Origin of the sequence: Streptomyces sp. PU-14G, from assembly GCF_041028275.1 — a bacterium.
GTDB lineage: Bacteria > Actinomycetota > Actinomycetes > Streptomycetales > Streptomycetaceae > Streptomyces.
Window position 1 is genome coordinate 1 of the sequence record NZ_JASKYT010000003.1, and the last position, 15,960, is coordinate 15,960.

Genomic DNA, 15,960 nt, shown 5'->3' on the forward strand with positions numbered 1-15,960 from the left:
CGGGGTGGGCGACGGCAGGATGGGCCGCGGCGGGATGGGCCGCGGCGGGATGGGCGGCGGTGCCGCGCGGGACGGGGAAGGGCAGGTTAGGGTCGCCTGTGTGAGCACGTGTGCGACGGCCTCCCGGGCCCTGGCCGAACCCCTGACGGGAACAGCGGCCACAGCCCGCACCTGGCTGCTGGTGGAACAACCGGGGCCCTGGGGCAGGAAGGCACTGACGCAGAGCCGCCTCGATCCGGGACTCGGCCAGGCGCTCGACGCCGCGGCGAGCGCCCATGGTGCCCGTGTCGCCCTGATCCGGCGCCCAGGACGGCACGCGGACCACTCCCCCCCGGCCGGCCACCGGGTCTTCCTGGCCCGCACCGTGCCCGGCGCGTCCTGGGTGCTCACGGCACGGCTGTCCGGCGACGGTGGCCTGGAGGCGCTGCGCGCTGTGGACTTCGCCGCCTTCGACGGTCCGGCACCCCCTGCGAGCGGCGCCGCTTCGGGGCCGTGTTGGGAGCCGTACGAAGGCAGCCCTCTCGCACTCGTGTGCACCAACGGCAAACGGGACCGCTGCTGCGCTCTGCTCGGCAGGCCTCTGGCAGCCGAGCTCGCGGCAACCGGCAGTGCGAACGTCTGGGAGATCACCCACCTCGGCGGCCACCGGTTCGCTCCGACACTCCTGGTGCTCCCGCACGGTTACGCGTACGGGCGTCTGGACGCCGCGGGCGTCAAGAGCGTGCTCGACGCGGTGCGTGACGGGCAGGTTTCCCTGGAGGGCTGCCGGGGCCGCTCGGCCTGGGACCGGCCGGGGCAGGCGGCCGATCTCGCCGTACGGGAGCTGACCGGCGAGCTGCGGGCGGACGCGGTGTCCGTCCTCGCGGTGCGGCCTGATCCGGACGGTCAGCGCCGGATCGTGACGGTAGCCCACGCGGATGGCCGGCGCTGGCGGGTGGTCCTCCGGGAGCGCGCCCAGGGCCCCGCCGTTCCGGCGAGCTGCGGGGCGGAGCCCGCCGACCCGGTGCGCCTGGACGTCGAGGCGCTCGAAGAGATGTGAAGACGCGTGTTCCGTCCCCTCTCCCGCCGCGAGGTCGCCCCGTGTCCCTCCCCGGCACGCCGCCCCACAGCCGTCCCGGCACGTCGTCCGGTAGTCCTCCCGGTACGTCGCCCGCGAGCCGTCCCGGCACGTCGTCCAGTCGTGGCATGCCCACCTCCCGGTCAGTCGGCCGCCGCTCGGCGCGGCGCCCGCCCGGCGGGCGACGGCGCCTCCGGGTCGGCCTGCCCGGGTGGCCGCGGCGCGTGTCGTCCCAGGTGCTGCTCATGCAACTGGCGGTCGTCACGGGGGTGACCGCCCTGGCGACGGGGCTGTTCCTCGCGCCGTTCAGCGCGCAGCTCGACGACCAGGCGTCCCGGCGCGCGCTGGCCATCGCCCAGGCGACCGCGGCCGAGCCGAAGCTGCCCGAACTGCTGACCGAGGGCCGCGGCCCCTCCCGCGACGGCCCCGTCCAGCGGCTGGCGGAGAGGGTGCGCCGCGCCACCGGAGCCAGTTACATCGTGGTGATGGACACCCGGGGCATCCGCTGGTCGCACGCGGAGCCGGCCCGGATCGGCGCACACGTGTCCACCGACCCCGGGCCGGCGCTCGCCGGCCGCGAGGTGCACCACATCGACGAGGGAACACTGGGCAGATCGGCCCGCGGGAAGGTGCCACTGCGCGACAGTGCGGGGCGGGTCGTCGGAGCGGTCTCGGTGGGGATCGCCTACGACAGCGTGCGCGACCGCTTCCTCCGCGCCGTACCCGGTCTGCTCGCCTACGCGGGCGGCGCGCTCGGGGTCGGCGCACTGGCCGCGCTCCTCCTGTTCCGACGGCTGCAAAAACGCACCCACGATCTCGCGTTCTCGGACATCAGCGCGCTGCTGGCCGAGCGGGAAGCGATCCTGCACGGCATTCGCGAGGGCGTCGTGGCCCTGGACGGCGCGGGCAGGATCCGGCTCGTCAACGACGAGGCACAGCGCCTGCTGGGCCTGGCGCCCCACCACATCGGTCTGTCCCCGCACCAGGCGCTGGGCGCCGGGCGTACGGCCAAGCTGCTGGCGGGCGAGGTGCCGGGAGCCGACCTGCTGACCGTCAGCGGTGGAAGGGTGCTGGTCGCCAACCGGATGCCCACGAACGACGGCGGCGCGGTGGCCACCCTGCGCGACCGGACGGAACTGGAGCTGCTCGGCCGGGAACTCGACGGCTCGCAGGGACTGATCGACGCCCTGCGCGCCCAAGACCACGAACACGCCAACCGCCTGCACATCCTGCTCGGGCTGCTCCAGCTGGACATGGTGGAGGACGCGGTCGCGTATCTGAGCGAAACCGTCGGGGTGCACCGGGCGACGGCCGAGGAGATATCCGGACACGTGCGCGATCCGATGCTCGCCGCGCTGCTGGTCGGCAAGGCCACGGTGGCGGCGGAACGCGGGGTCGCCCTGCGTATCGCGGCCGGCACGCTGCTGCCCGACCGCCTGGTGGATCCCCCGGAACTGGCGACGGTGCTGGGCAACCTGGTGGACAACGCCCTCGACGCGGTGGCCGGCACGCCCGACGGAGAGGTGGAGGTGGCCCTCGCCACGACCGCGGGGCCGCGCGGGACCGGGGTCGAACTGCGGGTGAGCGACAACGGTCCAGGCATCCCCGCCCGGCACCGCGAGAGAGTGTTCACCGAGGGCTGGTCCACCAAGGAGCCGCCCGCGCACGGCCGACGCGGGCTCGGTCTCGCCCTGGTGCGGCGGCTGGCGGAGCGGCACGGCGGCACCGCCCGGATCGGCGAGAGCACGGAAGGCGGCGCGGAGTTCACCGTGACCCTGCCGGAAGCGCTGCACCCAGCAGTCCCTCGGAGCGGGCCCCCGCACGGGGCAGGAGAGCCACCGGAGGGGCGCGAGGGCGTCAGACCGCGCCCGCGCCCGTGAGGAAACGGACCTCCGTCTCGGCGTACCGCCCCTCGTCGAGACGCTCGCGGGAACGCAGCGTGCCGAGCCAGCCGCACAGGAAGCCGAACGGAACCGAGATGATTCCGGGGTTCTCCAGCGGGAAGTACGCGAGGTCCAGACCGGGGAAGAGGGCGTGTGGGGCGCCGGAGACGACGGGCGAGAGCACCACGAGCACCATCGAGGACAGCAGGCCCCCGTACACCGCCCACACGGCCCCGCGGGTGGTGAAACGGCGCCAGAACACCGCGTACAGCAGTACCGGAAGGTGCGCCGAGGCAGCCACGGCGAAGGCGAGGCCCACCAGGAACGCCACGTTCAGCTCCCGCGCCGGCAGGCTCAGCCCGACGGCCAGCACTCCGATGGCAACCGCCGCGCGCCGGGCCACCGCCACCTCGCTCCGGCCACCCGCCGGCCCCTGGCCGCGGGCCCGCCGGTCTGCTGCCTCATGGAGTGCCTGTCGCGAGCCCGCCTTCCCCGGCCGTCTCCGCCTGGCCGACGACTCGTACAGGTCGTGGGCCACGGCCGCCGAAGCGGCGAGCGTGACTCCCGCGACCACCGCCAGGATGGTGGCGAAGGCGACGGCGGCGACCAGTGCGAACAGGACGGTTCCACCGGTGGAGCCCGCCCCGCCGCCCAGTTCGAGGGACAACAGGGGGACCGCCGTGTTCCCGGCGGGGCCGGAGTGGCGGACAGCCTCCGTGCCGACCAAAGCCGCCGCACCGGCGCCGAGGACGAGGGCCATCAGGTAGAAGCCGCCGATCAGAACGGTCGACCACACGACCGACCGGCGAGCGGCCCGCGCCGTGGGCACTGTGGAGAAGCGCGCCAGGATGTGCGGCAGTCCGGCCGTGCCCAAGACGAGCGCCAGCCCGAGGCTGACCACATCGAGCCTGGCGGCCCACCCGCTGCTCCCGTACTGCAGGCCGGGGGCCAGGAAGTCGGCGCCGTGGCCGCTGTGTTCGGCGGCACTCGTCAGCAGGTGCGACAGGTCACCGCCGAAGCGCAGCAGCACCAGCACGCTGAGGGCGAGCGCGCCTCCCACCAGCAGCACGGCTTTGAGGATCTGGATCCAGGTGGTCGCCCGCATCCCGCCCCACGTGACGTAGCAGACCATCAGGCCGCCGACCCCCAGCACCGTCCAGGTGTACGCCGCTCCGCCGGGGTCGTCGAGCAGCAGCGCGACCACACTGCCCGCACCGACCATCTGCGCCACGAGGTAGAGCACGGAGACCGTCACCGACGAAGCGCCCAGAGCGATGCGCACCGGCCGTTCCCGCAGGCGCGCGGCGAGAACGTCGGCGAGGGTGAAACGGCCGCAGTTGCGCACAGGTTCGGCGACGAAGAACAGCACGACGAGCCATGCCGCCAGGAAACCCACGCAGTACAGCATGCCGTCGTAGCCGTAGAGCGCGACTAGTCCGGAGATGCCGAGGAAGGAGGCCGCCGACATGTGGTCCCCGGCGATGGCGAAACCATTCTCCACCGGGGAGAAGAGCCGGCCCCCGGCGAAGAACTCCTCCGACGAGCCACGGCGCCCGCTGCCTGCCCGGCGCGTGATGACCAGCGTCGCCACGACGACGGCGCCGAACAGCGCCAGGATCAGCGACTGGCCCTCGCCGCTCACCTGGCACCCTCCCGTGCGACCGCGCGCACGCCTCGGACCATGTCCTGGGTTTTCCAGCGCAGTTCGAAGGCGAGCCGGTCTCTGCGCAGCCGGGCATGGCGCGCGTACAGCCAGGTGAGCAGAAACGTCGAGGCGAACTGCGCGAGCCCGGCGACCATCGCGACGTTGAGTACACCCGCCACCGGTCTGGCCATCAGACCGGGCGCGGAGACGGCGAGGACCACATAGGTCAGGTACCACACCAGGAACGCCGCACCGGCCGGCCACACGAAACGCCGGTATCGGCCGCGCACTTCGTGGAACGCCGCGCCGCGCTGGACCGTCAGGTACACCTCGCGCGTGCCCGGCCGCACCGGTCCACTGCGGTCCCTCGGGGGCGGGACAGCGCCCGGAGTGGGAGGACAACCGGGCCGGGGGCCGCCCGTGGAGAGGGAGTCGTACCAGGGATCGTCGATGCGCATGCCGTCAGAATGAGCGCACCACTGGGCTGCTGTTCGGCCCAAACCGGCTCGTTCACCTCTTCAGGTGAACGAGCCGCGGAGCCGGCCACGAGCCGCGGAGCCGGCCGGGAGACCCGCACGCGCACGGCGAGACCGGCCCACGAGCGGTACATGGACGACGAGGCCGTCCCCTGGCATCGGGCGCGAACGGCGAGAGCAGTCCGTGGCGTCGGACGCGAACGGGGAGACCGGCCCACGAGCGGTACGTGGACGACGAGGCCGCCCCCTGGCATCGGGCGCGAACGGGGAGACCGGCCCACGGAGCCCCACGCCAACGGCCAGGCCGGCCCCTGGCGTCGGACGCGCCCCCAGCCGTAGCAGGCCGGGCTCTCCGGCTCAGATGTCGATGCGGGAGCGGTCCAGCGTGGCGGCGGAGGAGCTGATGAACTCCCGGCGGGGAGCCACCTCGCTGCCCATCAGCAGGGAGAACGCCTCCTCGGCCGCCTCCAGGTCGCTGATGTTGATGCGGCGCAGCGTGCGGTGCCGCGGGTCCATCGTCGTCTCCGCCAGCTGGTCTGCGTCCATCTCGCCCAGCCCCTTGTAACGCTGGATGGACTCCTTGTAGCGGGTCCCCTTGCGTTCGAGCTCCAGCAGCGTCTGCCGCAACTCGTTGTCCGAGTAGGTGTACAGGAACTTGTCCTGGCCCTTCTTCGGGTTGATCAGCTCGATCCGGTGCAGCGGCGGCACCGCGGAGAAGACCCGGCCCTCCTCGACCATCGGCCGCATGTAGCGCTGGAAGAGCGTGAGCAGCAGACAGCGGATGTGGGCGCCGTCCACATCGGCGTCGGCGAGGAAGATGACCTTGCCGTACCGGGCCTGGTCGATGTCGAAGGACCGCCCTGACCCGGCTCCTATGACCTGGATGATCGCGCCGCACTCGGCGTTCTTGAGCATGTCGGAGACGGACGACTTCTGCACGTTGAGGATCTTGCCGCGGATCGGCAGCAACGCCTGGAACTCCGAGTTGCGGGCCACCTTCGCGGTGCCGAGCGCCGAGTCGCCTTCGACGATGAACAACTCGGTGCGGTCGATGTCGTCGGCACGGCAGTCGGCCAGCTTGGCGGGCAGCGTCGAGGACTCCAGCGCGGTCTTGCGACGCTGCGCCTCCTTGTGCTGCCGCGCGGCGATCCGCGTGCGGGCCGCGGCGACGACCTTCTCCAGCACGGAGCGGGCCTGCGCCTTCGCGTCGCGCTTGGAAGAGGTCAGGAAGGCCTTCAGCTCCTTGGCCACCACCTGCCCGACGATGCGTGAGGCCGCGGAGGTCCCCAGCACCTCCTTGGTCTGCCCTTCGAACTGCGGCTCGGACAGCCGGACGGTCACCACCGCGGTGAGCCCCTCGGTGGCGTCGTCCTTGACGACGTCGTCGTCGGCGACCTTCAGCAGCCTGTTCGTGCGCAGCGCCTCGTTGACCGTCTTGGTGACGGCGCGCTCGAAGCCGGCGACGTGGGTGCCGCCCTTGGGCGTCGCGATGATGTTCACGAACGACCTGACGGTCGTGTCGTACCCGGCCCCCCAGCGCAGCGCGACATCCACGCCGAGCTCCCGCTGAACCTCCGTGGGGATCATGTGCCCGCGGTCGTCGAGAACCGGCACGGTCTCCTTGAACGTTCCCTGCCCCTGCAACCTCAGCACGTCACAGACCGGCTTGTCGGGGGCGAGGTACTCGCAGAACTCGCTGATGCCGCCGTCGTAGTGGAACGTCTCCTCCGAGGCGTCCTCACCGTCCAGGCCCCGCTCGTCCCGTACGACAAGTGTCAGCCCCGGCACCAGGAACGCGGTCTGGCGGGCACGCGCGTACAGCGTGTCCAGGGAGAGCCTGGCGTCCTTGAGGAAGATCTGCCGGTCGGACCAGTAGCGGACCCGGGTCCCCGTACGCGTCTTGGGGATCTTCTTGCCCTTGAGTACCCCGCTGGAGGGATCGAAGGGCGCCTCGGGGCCTGACTCGGTGAAGATGCCGGGCACACCACGGCGGAAACTGATGGTGTTGGTCCGGCCGTGCAGGTCGACCTCGACGTCCAGGCGCGAGGAGAGCGCGTTCACCACCGAAGCGCCGACGCCGTGCAGACCACCGGAGGCCGCATAGGAGCCGCCACCGAACTTGCCGCCGGCGTGCAGCTTGGTCATCACGACCTCGACACCGGAGAGCCCCGTCTTCGGCTCGATGTCGACTGGGATGCCCCGCCCGTTGTCGGTGACCTCGACCGAACCGTCCTCGTGGAGCGTGACCTCGATCCGGTCGCAGTAGCCCCCCAGGGCTTCGTCAACGGAGTTGTCGATGATTTCCCACAGGCAGTGCATCAGGCCGCGACTGTCGGTCGAGCCGATGTACATGCCAGGCCGCTTGCGGACGGCCTCCAAGCCCTCCAGGACGAGCAGATGCCGCGCGGTGTAATTGGAACCGCCCTCACGGTCTGCCCCGGTCAGCAGTGCGGTGGACGGCACGGACATGTCGGCGGTCACGCGGTTCGCTCCTCGCTGAATTCTGCTTGAGACGGCTGGGTTGCCGCGTCAGAGGGTACCGAGGCCCAGGACGGCGCGTGATGCACGACCCAGGACAGGGATAAGGAGAACCGCCATGCTAGCTCACATTCGATATCCTGTTCGATAACCCGCCTGGGTGACTCACACATCACGTTCCCATCCAGGCATGAACCGTTTAGGCTCCGGGCACGTCCTCCACAACGGAGGAGGGAACAGCCCGGAGTCGGACGACAACCCAACGGCACGACGGAAGCCTGCCGGCGCCACTGGCAGGAGCCAGCCACCACCCACCGTCACAAACTCCACGACAGACCGAACACAACAGACGGAAACCCCAACCCCTGCAATACGGCCCATTCGCCGCCACCCGGCAACAATCCGGCCTCCCGGCCAAAAAAGTCCGGGAATGAAGGCCAGAGCGGGAACGTTTTCGGCCTGGTTGGATGTTGACCCTGGTACGACAGCTCGTCGAGCTAGAGAAGAGGCGACGTGACTACAGTTCTGACCCCCGCGACCCCGCTGACTGCAGCCGACCGCTGTGACCGCTGCAACGCCCAGGCCTACCTGCGCGTTGTCCTGGTGAGTGGCGGAGAGCTGCTGTTCTGCGCCCACCACGGCCGTAAGTACGAGCCGGAGCTCAAGAAGATCGCCGCGGAGATACAGGACGAGACGGAGAAGCTCACCGCGACTCCTGCCACTGCGGGTGAAGACGAACGGTGACCTGCTGAGCTGACGCCTTCGCGTCCGCATCCGACGAGCTACCCCGGCACAGGCCGGTATCGGCGGACGGCCCTCCCACCAGCGGGAGGACCGTCCGCCCTCGTCGTTTCTCACCCAGCGCACGCCCGCCCACCCCTGCCCGGCGCGCACCTGGCTGAGCTAGCCCACGCTCATGGCCGAATCCACTCCGTGGCCAGCCACTGACCGGGGCGTACCCGCGCGCCCGGCACGGCTCCCCCGTCGATGCGGTTCGCCGGTCGGCATGGTCCCTCGGGCGGCACGGTTCGCCAGTCGATGCGGTTCGCCGACCGGCACGGTGCGCCGGTCGGCGCGGTTCCCCGACCGACACGGAGCGTCGGCAATTCGATGCGCCGGGGCTCGCTGCGGTCGATGTGTGCTGAGCCGTACGGTCCCCGCCCGCATGCCGCCTGCGTGCCGCCTCCATGGCGCCTGCGTGCCGCTCAGGATCCCGTCGGCGTGGTCGCGCCGTCTTGGGCCCCGATGACGGACTGCACCGCTGAGATCCGCGTATACACCCCTGGACGCCCCTGCTGCCCGCACCCGATCCCCCACGAAACCAACCCCACGAGCTTGCCCTGAGCGACCAGAGGGCCACCACTGTCACCCTGGCAGGCGTCCTTGCCCCCCTGCTTGACGCCTGCGCACAACATCGTGACCGGGTCGTACGTGCCCTCGGCCGACCCCGGATACGCGCGCTCACAGTCCGCGTCCGGCAGCACGTTGACCGCCGCCGCGTGCAGGGTGTTCGCGTAGTCCCCACGCCCCGTGGTGTCGCCCCAGCCGTAGACCGTCGCCGCCGTGCCCGCCTTGTACGCGGAATCACCCTTCTGAGCCATCGGGAGGACGGCGTTCTGCGGCAGTGCGGAAGCCAGCCGCAGAACCGCGATGTCCCCCTTGTTGGTCTTGGGGTCGTACTCCGGATTGACCTTCCAGGACTCGACGGCGATCTCCTTGCCCGTCGTCTGCCTGAGATCGCCCCGGCCGGTGATGACACGCAGATCGTCGACCTGGGACGGGTCGGTGCCCAGCACCTCGCGGCTGACGCAGTGCGCCGCCGTGACGGCCGTACGGGGGCCCACGACGGCACTGCCGCAGAACTGCCCCGAGCGCTCCGGGCCGAACCGCGAGCGGCTGGAGAGCGCCGCCACCCACGGATGGCTCTCGGCACTCACGGGTCTTCCGCCGATCACGGCACGGTCGCCCGGGTCCTGACCGTGCGCCGCGGCAGGCGAGGCCGCAGGGGCGAGGAGCACCGCTATGAGCGCCACCCCCAGGACGAAAAGACGATTTCCCGGGCTCCCGGAAGTGCCGACAGCGCGTGTTCGCTTACAGCGCATCCCTCGCATGAACCGACCTCCTGACCGTGCGGAACTACCTGACTACCCAGGGTGTTCCTCCTGCACGCCACGCGCATCCCGGGACGACCGTGACGAGCGCCTGACACCCGTATGCACGTACGGCTATCGGAGAACGGCGCGACACACGAAGGAGACCGGCTCACCACGCGACGACAGCCGGCGGCACAGATCGAAGGTCTGTGCCACGCGGCTCGAAGGCCCGTGCGGCCCGGGTCGAAGACCAGTGACACACACCGGCGGCCGGTGGGCCGGTGCCGCACGTCAAAGGCCGATGACACACGCCAAAGGCCGGTGGGCCCCGCCGTCAGCGGGGCCCACCGGCCTTCGCGTCACCTCTTGGGCGCTCCTCCCGTGCACTTCCCCCGTCGGGGAACCGCTCGGCTGGAGACTCAGCCGGCTCAGCCCTCAGTCGAGGTAGTCGCGCAGCACCTGAGAACGCGAGGGGTGCCGCAGCTTGGACATCGTCTTCGACTCGATCTGCCGGATGCGCTCACGCGTCACGCCGTAGACCTTGCCGATCTCGTCGAGCGTCTTGGGCTGGCCATCGGTCAGACCGAAGCGCATGGAGACGACGCCTGCCTCACGCTCGCTGAGAGTGTCGAGCACCGAGTGCAGCTGCTCCTGCAGAAGCGTGAAGCTGACCGCGTCAGCCGGAACGACCGCCTCGGAGTCCTCGATCAGGTCACCGAACTCGCTGTCTCCGTCCTCGCCCAGCGGAGTGTGCAGCGAGATCGGCTCCCGGCCGTACTTCTGGACCTCGACGACCTTCTCCGGCGTCATGTCCAGCTCCTTGGCCAGCTCCTCCGGCGTGGGCTCACGGCCCAGGTCCTGGAGCATCTGGCGCTGCACACGGGCCAGCTTGTTGATGACCTCCACCATGTGCACCGGAATGCGGATGGTGCGGGCCTGGTCGGCCATGGCGCGGGTGATGGCCTGCCTGATCCACCACGTCGCATAGGTCGAGAACTTGTAACCCTTCGTGTAGTCGAACTTCTCGACCGCACGGATCAGACCCAGGTTGCCCTCCTGGATCAGATCCAGGAAGAGCATGCCGCGGCCCGTGTAGCGCTTGGCCAGAGACACCACGAGACGGAGGTTGGCCTCCAGCAGGTGGTTCTTGGCCCGGCGGCCGTCCTCGGCGATGATCTCCAGCTCCCGCTGGAGCTTGGGGGCCAGCTTCTCCTCGGTGGCCAGCTTGTCTTCGGCGAACAGACCCGCCTCGATCCGCTTGGCCAGCTCGACCTCCTGCTCCGCGTTCAGGAGCGGGACCTTGCCGATCTGCTTGAGGTAGTCCTTCACCGGGTCGGCCGTCGCCCCCGCGGCGGCGACCTGCTGAGCCGGGGCGTCATCCTCGTCCTCGTCGGACAGAACGAAGCCCTCGTTCTCGTTCTTGCCCTCGGCGGACGGACCGTCCTCGGCACCGGGCTTGCCCGACGGCTTGGCCGGGAGGTCCTCGACCATCTCGTCGTCACCTTCGAGGAGTTCGTCGACGACGGACTTCTTGGCCGCGGTCTTCTTCGGCGCGGCCGCCTTCTTGGCGGTCGCCTTCTTCGCCGCCGTCTTCTTGGCGGCGACCTTCTTCGCGGGCTTCTCCTCGGAGTCCATGACAGGCTCCTGCCCGGCTACCGCTCCGGCGCCGACGCCCGGAGAGCCCGGGGCGATGGGCGCGGAGGCAGCCGGGGCCGCCGCGGGAGCCGTCCGCGTGGGGGCGGCCTTCTTGGCCGACGTGGTCTTGGCAGCGACCGGCTTGGTAGCGGTGCGCTTGGTCTGGGTCTTCGCTGCGACGCTCTTGCGGGTGCGTTTCGGCGCCTCGGCTGCACTCACCATCAGCGTCACACCCTCCTCATCGAGGATCTGATTGAGGCTGCGCAGAACGTTCTTCCACTGGGTCGGCGGAATCTGGTCAGCCTCGAAGGCCCGGCGCACGTCGTCGCCGGCGATCTGCCCCTCAGCCTTCCCCCGCTCGATGAGCGCCATCACGGACTCGGACTCGGCGATCTCCGCAGGGAGAGTACGGGATGTGCTGGCCGACACGAACAACCTCTCGGAACGATGGAAACGGCGGACCGCCGGCGGGGATGAACCGACGGCGCGGGCGGAGCAGTGGAGAAATAACGGTGCAGACACAAGCTCCGAATGGAGCGCCCGTATTCCCTCCTCGGCTGTCACCTCTTGAGTCATCGCGTTGGGACGGGAAGCGTTACGCCCAATTCACGTGGCCCGAGTCACATCTAGTACCCACTTATACAGGCACAGAATCGGGCAAACTCGCCACTCACGGCGAAGCCGCGACGGATCCGTGCGAGCCCTCTCGTCCCACTGGACGGTGCGGTACGGGCAGGCAGCCGCGCAACCGGGCGGGCGCCCCGGCCCTGCAGCGTGCGGCGCCGGACACTCCGCTGTGCGCTGCCCGCGGTCTCGCGCACGAAGCGCACAGCGGAGCGAAGCCTCCCGCCCCCGCTCGCGAGCTGCTGCCGCGCCACGGGAGTGGTGCCGTACGGCCGACAGCACGGGGACGGACACCCCCTGCGGCAGGCATCCGGTCGTAGGCCCCCGGCGGTGCCGCCAGCCGCGGACCGTAGATCGTCACGGGGTGGGCTCCGCAGGGCCCGACCACCGATGCCGGAACCCGCCGACCGCGTACGAGGGCGAGCGCCGCGTGGCCTGCCTCGCCACCGAGGTGGCAACACCACTGAGACGGAGAGCGCGCGGCCCCTCCACTGCGGACGAGTCGGCACGTCCGCGGTGGACGTACGACCAGCCGGTCGTCACACGAAACCACCGCCACGCCGCCGCACGACCGCGCCACCACGCACCGCACCGGAGCCGGGGGCCGCGCCATCGCGCCACCACGCACCGCATCGGAGCCGGGGGGCGCGCCATCGCGCCACCACGCCGGAGCTGGGGGCCGCGCCAAAAGCGGAAGCACAGCCAGGAGCCCCAGCACCGTCGCCGCGACCGAGCCGGATGCACCGCCCCGCAAAGCCCCGGAGACACCGACCGTCATAGGGGCAGGGCACACGGCCGCACGCATCGCCGCCCCCGGCGAGACCGCCCCGACGGCAATCGGGGAGACCCCACCGGGCGGCCCCTCTCGACGCCTTACGGCTCCGCCGAGCACAACCTGCCGGACCCACCGCCTGTCGGACCCGCCGGTCGGGCACCGGCTCTCGCGTGCCTTCGAAAAACGCGTGCCTTCGAAAAAAGTGACCGACACCGACCGACACCGATCCCGACCAGTCCAGACCAGTTCAGCAGCGCCGCCCAGCCCGGCGTCGCCGGCCCGACGCCGTCCTGCCCGCCACCGCACCGGGCTGGAGAAGCCGACCGGCGAGGGCGGGCCGGGCACATGCAGGGGGCGCAGCGGTCCGTCCGCCGCCGGAGCAGGTCGGCACCGCGGGGAAGGTCCACGGCGCGCCCGCGCCCACACGCAATACCCGTCCGGGGCCCAGGGCCCTGGCACGGTCGCGTCCGGGTCCCGGCACGGTCGCGGGCGCTCCCGGAGGGGCGCCGACGGACACCCCCCCCGGCGTCAGTGCTCGCGGGGCGCCGGCACCACATGGTCGGCACCACCGGGTGCAGCCGCGCCACCCGACTGCGCCGGCTGCCCCGCTCCCGTGGGCACACTGTGTGCTCCCGGCTGCGCGGCCTGACCCGCCTGGGCGGCCTGCGCGGGTGCGGCGGCCCCTTGCGCGCTCTGCCCCGCAGGCACCGACTCGCTGGGGGCACCCAGCACCTGGCGCATGGCGGTCTCGGCCACCGCGGCCTCTCCCGCGGCGAGCGCCTCGACGACTCGACGGTGGTGGGCGACCACGTTCTCGGTGGGGTGCTCGCAGCACGCCGAGGGACCGCCGGATACCTGCAGTGCCGAGGAGACGATGCCGGAAAGGTGCTCCAGCATCCGGTTGCCCGCGGCCTGCAGGATCAGCCCGTGGAACTCGGCGTCCGCCCGCGAGAAGGTGAGGCTGTCCCCCTGAGCGTGCGCGTGGTTCATGATCTCGACCATGTCGCCCAGGCGCTGCTGTACGTCGTCGTGGCTCTGCCCGGCGGCGAGGCGGGCGGCGAGGGGCTCGATCGTCCACCTCAGCTCGCACAGCTCGCGCCGCTGGCCCTCCCGCTGCGGCCCGAACGCCCGCCACTCGATGATGTCGGGATCGAGTAGGTTCCAGTCGCTGACCGGCCGGACCCGGGTGCCGACGTTCGGCCGGGCACTCACGAGCCCCTTGGCCTCTAGAACGCGCAGCGACTCGCGTACGACCGTGCGCGAGACCTCGAAACGCTGGCCGATCTCCTCGGGGACGAGTGGGCGGTCTGCCCCCAGGTCACCCGAGACGATCATCTGCCCCAGCTGCTGCACGAGTTGCCCGTGCAGACCCCTGCCGCGGCTGCCGGATGTACGTCGGTTCACACGGTTCATGTCGGCCTCGGAACCCTCCCACGCCGAGGCGTTCGTTGTGGTACGCGCCGTCCCCGTGGACTCGGCGTATGCGTAGCGGTCCAGCTCGCCCGGGCCGACGAGGCCTGTGTCGACGGGACGAGCCGCGGTCATCATGGAGTGCGCAAGGGTAGTCACGCATCTTGTGTCGGCCTCGCTCCGGCCGGTCTTGAGGGCTTTCTTGAGGGCTTTGGTGAAAAGCACACGAAAGGGTGATCGCTGACCCCCTTACAATTGACGCCTTATCGGAAAGAACCGACCACATCACCGGTGGTCAGAGTCATCTCCCCCTCCTGATTCACGGGTTGGTGCCGACGCGGCGTGAACACCCGTCGGAACCGGGACCATCGGGAAGAGAGGCCCCAACTGGGTCCGCCTCGGCGGTAGTCCGCGTGCCCGCCCGGAGCGTTCACTGCCGTCTGGGTCGTCCCCGCAACGACGTGACGCCGTACGCCCCGAACAGCACGGTCAGCGACAGAGCAAGCGCACGGCCCACTGGTTGCGTCGCGATCTCCCCGGCCACCGACCCCCACTGCTCGGCGGCCGACGGCCAAGGAAAGAGCAGAACTGATCTCAGACGTTCCGGCATCCCCTCCACCGACTGGCCGTGAGGCCCCACCGTGACCTCCGCCACGAGAGGCGCCACCAGCGACGGAACAGCCACAACCGCGAGCAGACCCGACATCGTTGACCGGCAGACCCCCGCGGCCAGCAACCCCGCCCATGCGCACCCCACACACAGCGCCAGGACCGCGAGTACCTGCACCCCCAACGAAGGCACCACGTAGCCAGCCCCTCCCCCGCCGGGCACGGAAAGACGAGTCAGCCCGTCCAGTTCGAGGACCCTGTCGGGGAAAGCCAGTACGCCGCTGTCGGCGCCGAAGAGCAGGGTGAGTACAGCCCCGTTGCACAGAGCCGTCGCCACACACAGCCCCACGGCCGCACCTGCGGTCACACCCAGCTTCGCCACCAGCAGTCCCAGTCTCCGCGGTACGGGCACCTGTGCGGGGACGAGCGCCGGGTACCGGAATTCCTGACCGAAGGCGGTTGCACCCAAGAATCCGGCCGCCACGGCGGCGGGTGGTACCAGAAACGGTGACCCGGGCAGCCACCCCATCAACAGTTTCAGCCCAGGAGCGATACCTGTCTCCGCGTCGAGCGTGCTTCCTGCACCGGCGCGAGCCACCGCGACCGAAAGGGCCAATCCCGACAACAATGTCAGCGCGACCACCACCCAGGGAGTCCGCACACCGAACAACCGCCGCAGCTCGTACTGGAGCGGCGCGACGGGGCCGGGTCGTCGGACCACGGGAGAGGCGGGTGGTGCCACTGCCGTGGGCTCTCCTCCCTTGGCGGTGTGCCCGCCACGCCCGACGGTTTCCGGCACACGATCGCCCGCACCGTCCTTCCGGTTCCGCCCCGCCCGCAGCCGGTCACGTGTAGAGGTCACGACCTTGGCCGCCCACGATGCGCCGCCAAAAGGCCGGCCCACCCTCGTCGCATGGCCACCCCTCTTCGCTCCGAGGGACGTCACGTCGGCGGCAGCGTTGCGCACGGAGGTGGTTGACGGGGAGGTGGTGTACAGGGCAGTGGCGCGGGAAGAGGTGGCGCTGTCCGGGTGTGTCGGAGGCGCGTCTTCACCCGCGCCGTGAGCAGGGGACGATGTCGAGCGCGCGGCAGGTCGCTTCTCATCCGTCCGCGTCCCCCTGCTGTCCAGGACCCGGTCGTTCGGTGCCGCGCATACCGGCGACACCTCTTGCGTGCCCGCGTTTCCCGACTCAGCCGGTCGCCCCCTGAGCGGCCCCTCTCCTTCCGGGTTCGCACCCTGCGGCTTGTCCTCCGCCAGCCGCGCGTGACTCCCGC

General features: G+C 70.9%; 9 protein-coding genes. 3 read left to right on the forward strand and 6 right to left on the reverse strand.

The genetic code is table 11. The features are described 5' to 3' along the window. Nucleotides 1-100: 100 nt before the first annotated feature. Both AB8Z75_RS00735 and AB8Z75_RS00740 read left to right on the forward strand, forming a co-directional pair. Nucleotides 101-1,039: a sucrase ferredoxin gene (locus AB8Z75_RS00735; protein ID WP_369199377.1), complete on the forward strand. Its 939-nt coding sequence runs from the start codon at nt 101-103 to the stop codon at nt 1,037-1,039. 263 nt (nt 1,040-1,302) lie between these two features. Further along, the gene (locus tag AB8Z75_RS00740) at nt 1,303-2,937 is read left to right on the forward strand and encodes an ATP-binding protein (RefSeq protein ID WP_369199378.1); all 1,635 of its coding nucleotides are present in this window, start codon (nt 1,303-1,305) and stop codon (nt 2,935-2,937) included. Here AB8Z75_RS00740 and AB8Z75_RS00745 read toward each other — a convergent pair. The 3 genes from AB8Z75_RS00745 to AB8Z75_RS00755 all read right to left on the reverse strand — a co-directional run bounded on the left by AB8Z75_RS00745 (nt 2,915) and on the right by AB8Z75_RS00755 (nt 7,542). Next, a complete protein-coding gene (locus AB8Z75_RS00745; RefSeq protein ID WP_369199344.1) occupies nt 2,915-4,582 on the reverse strand; it encodes a cation acetate symporter in 1,668 nt (555 codons plus the stop codon). The genes AB8Z75_RS00740 and AB8Z75_RS00745 overlap by 23 nt on opposite strands. Next, nucleotides 4,579-5,043 (reverse strand): DUF485 domain-containing protein, encoded by a 465-nt coding sequence (locus tag AB8Z75_RS00750; protein ID WP_369199345.1) that lies wholly within the window; start codon nt 5,041-5,043, stop codon nt 4,579-4,581. Before AB8Z75_RS00750 ends, AB8Z75_RS00745 begins: the two co-directional genes overlap by 4 nt. Before the next feature lie 375 nt (nt 5,044-5,418). After that, the gene (locus AB8Z75_RS00755; RefSeq protein ID WP_369199346.1) at nt 5,419-7,542 is read right to left on the reverse strand and encodes a type IIA DNA topoisomerase subunit B; all 2,124 of its coding nucleotides are present in this window, start codon (nt 7,540-7,542) and stop codon (nt 5,419-5,421) included. Between the two features lie 510 nt (nt 7,543-8,052). Here AB8Z75_RS00755 and AB8Z75_RS00760 point away from each other — a divergent pair. Further along, complete coding sequence (locus AB8Z75_RS00760) at nt 8,053-8,283, forward strand: hypothetical protein (RefSeq protein ID WP_114019423.1); 231 nt, start codon at nt 8,053-8,055, stop codon at nt 8,281-8,283. A 461-nt stretch (nt 8,284-8,744) separates the two neighbouring features. Here AB8Z75_RS00760 and AB8Z75_RS00765 read toward each other — a convergent pair whose 3' ends face one another. From AB8Z75_RS00765 to AB8Z75_RS00775, 3 genes are all read right to left on the reverse strand, one after another. After that, nucleotides 8,745-9,578: a serine protease gene (locus AB8Z75_RS00765; protein WP_369199379.1), complete on the reverse strand. Its 834-nt coding sequence runs from the start codon at nt 9,576-9,578 to the stop codon at nt 8,745-8,747. 489 nt (nt 9,579-10,067) lie between these two features. Then, the gene (locus AB8Z75_RS00770) at nt 10,068-11,696 is read right to left on the reverse strand and encodes an RNA polymerase sigma factor (RefSeq protein ID WP_369199347.1); all 1,629 of its coding nucleotides are present in this window, start codon (nt 11,694-11,696) and stop codon (nt 10,068-10,070) included. Nucleotides 11,697-13,194: 1,498 nt separating this feature from the next. Beyond that, nucleotides 13,195-14,301, reverse strand: a complete 1,107-nt coding sequence (locus tag AB8Z75_RS00775; RefSeq protein ID WP_369199348.1) for a FadR/GntR family transcriptional regulator — start codon at nt 14,299-14,301, stop codon at nt 13,195-13,197. Nucleotides 14,302-15,960 lie beyond the last annotated feature (1,659 nt).

Bases quoted from the DNA above. Each gene is read 5' to 3' on its own strand.
- AB8Z75_RS00740 (WP_369199378.1), top strand. From the start codon at position 1,303: ATGCAACTGGCGGTCGTCACGGGGGTGACCGCCCTGGCGACGGGGCTG.
- AB8Z75_RS00750 (WP_369199345.1), bottom strand. From the start codon at position 5,043: ATGCGCATCGACGATCCCTGGTACGACTCCCTCTCCACGGGCGGCCCC.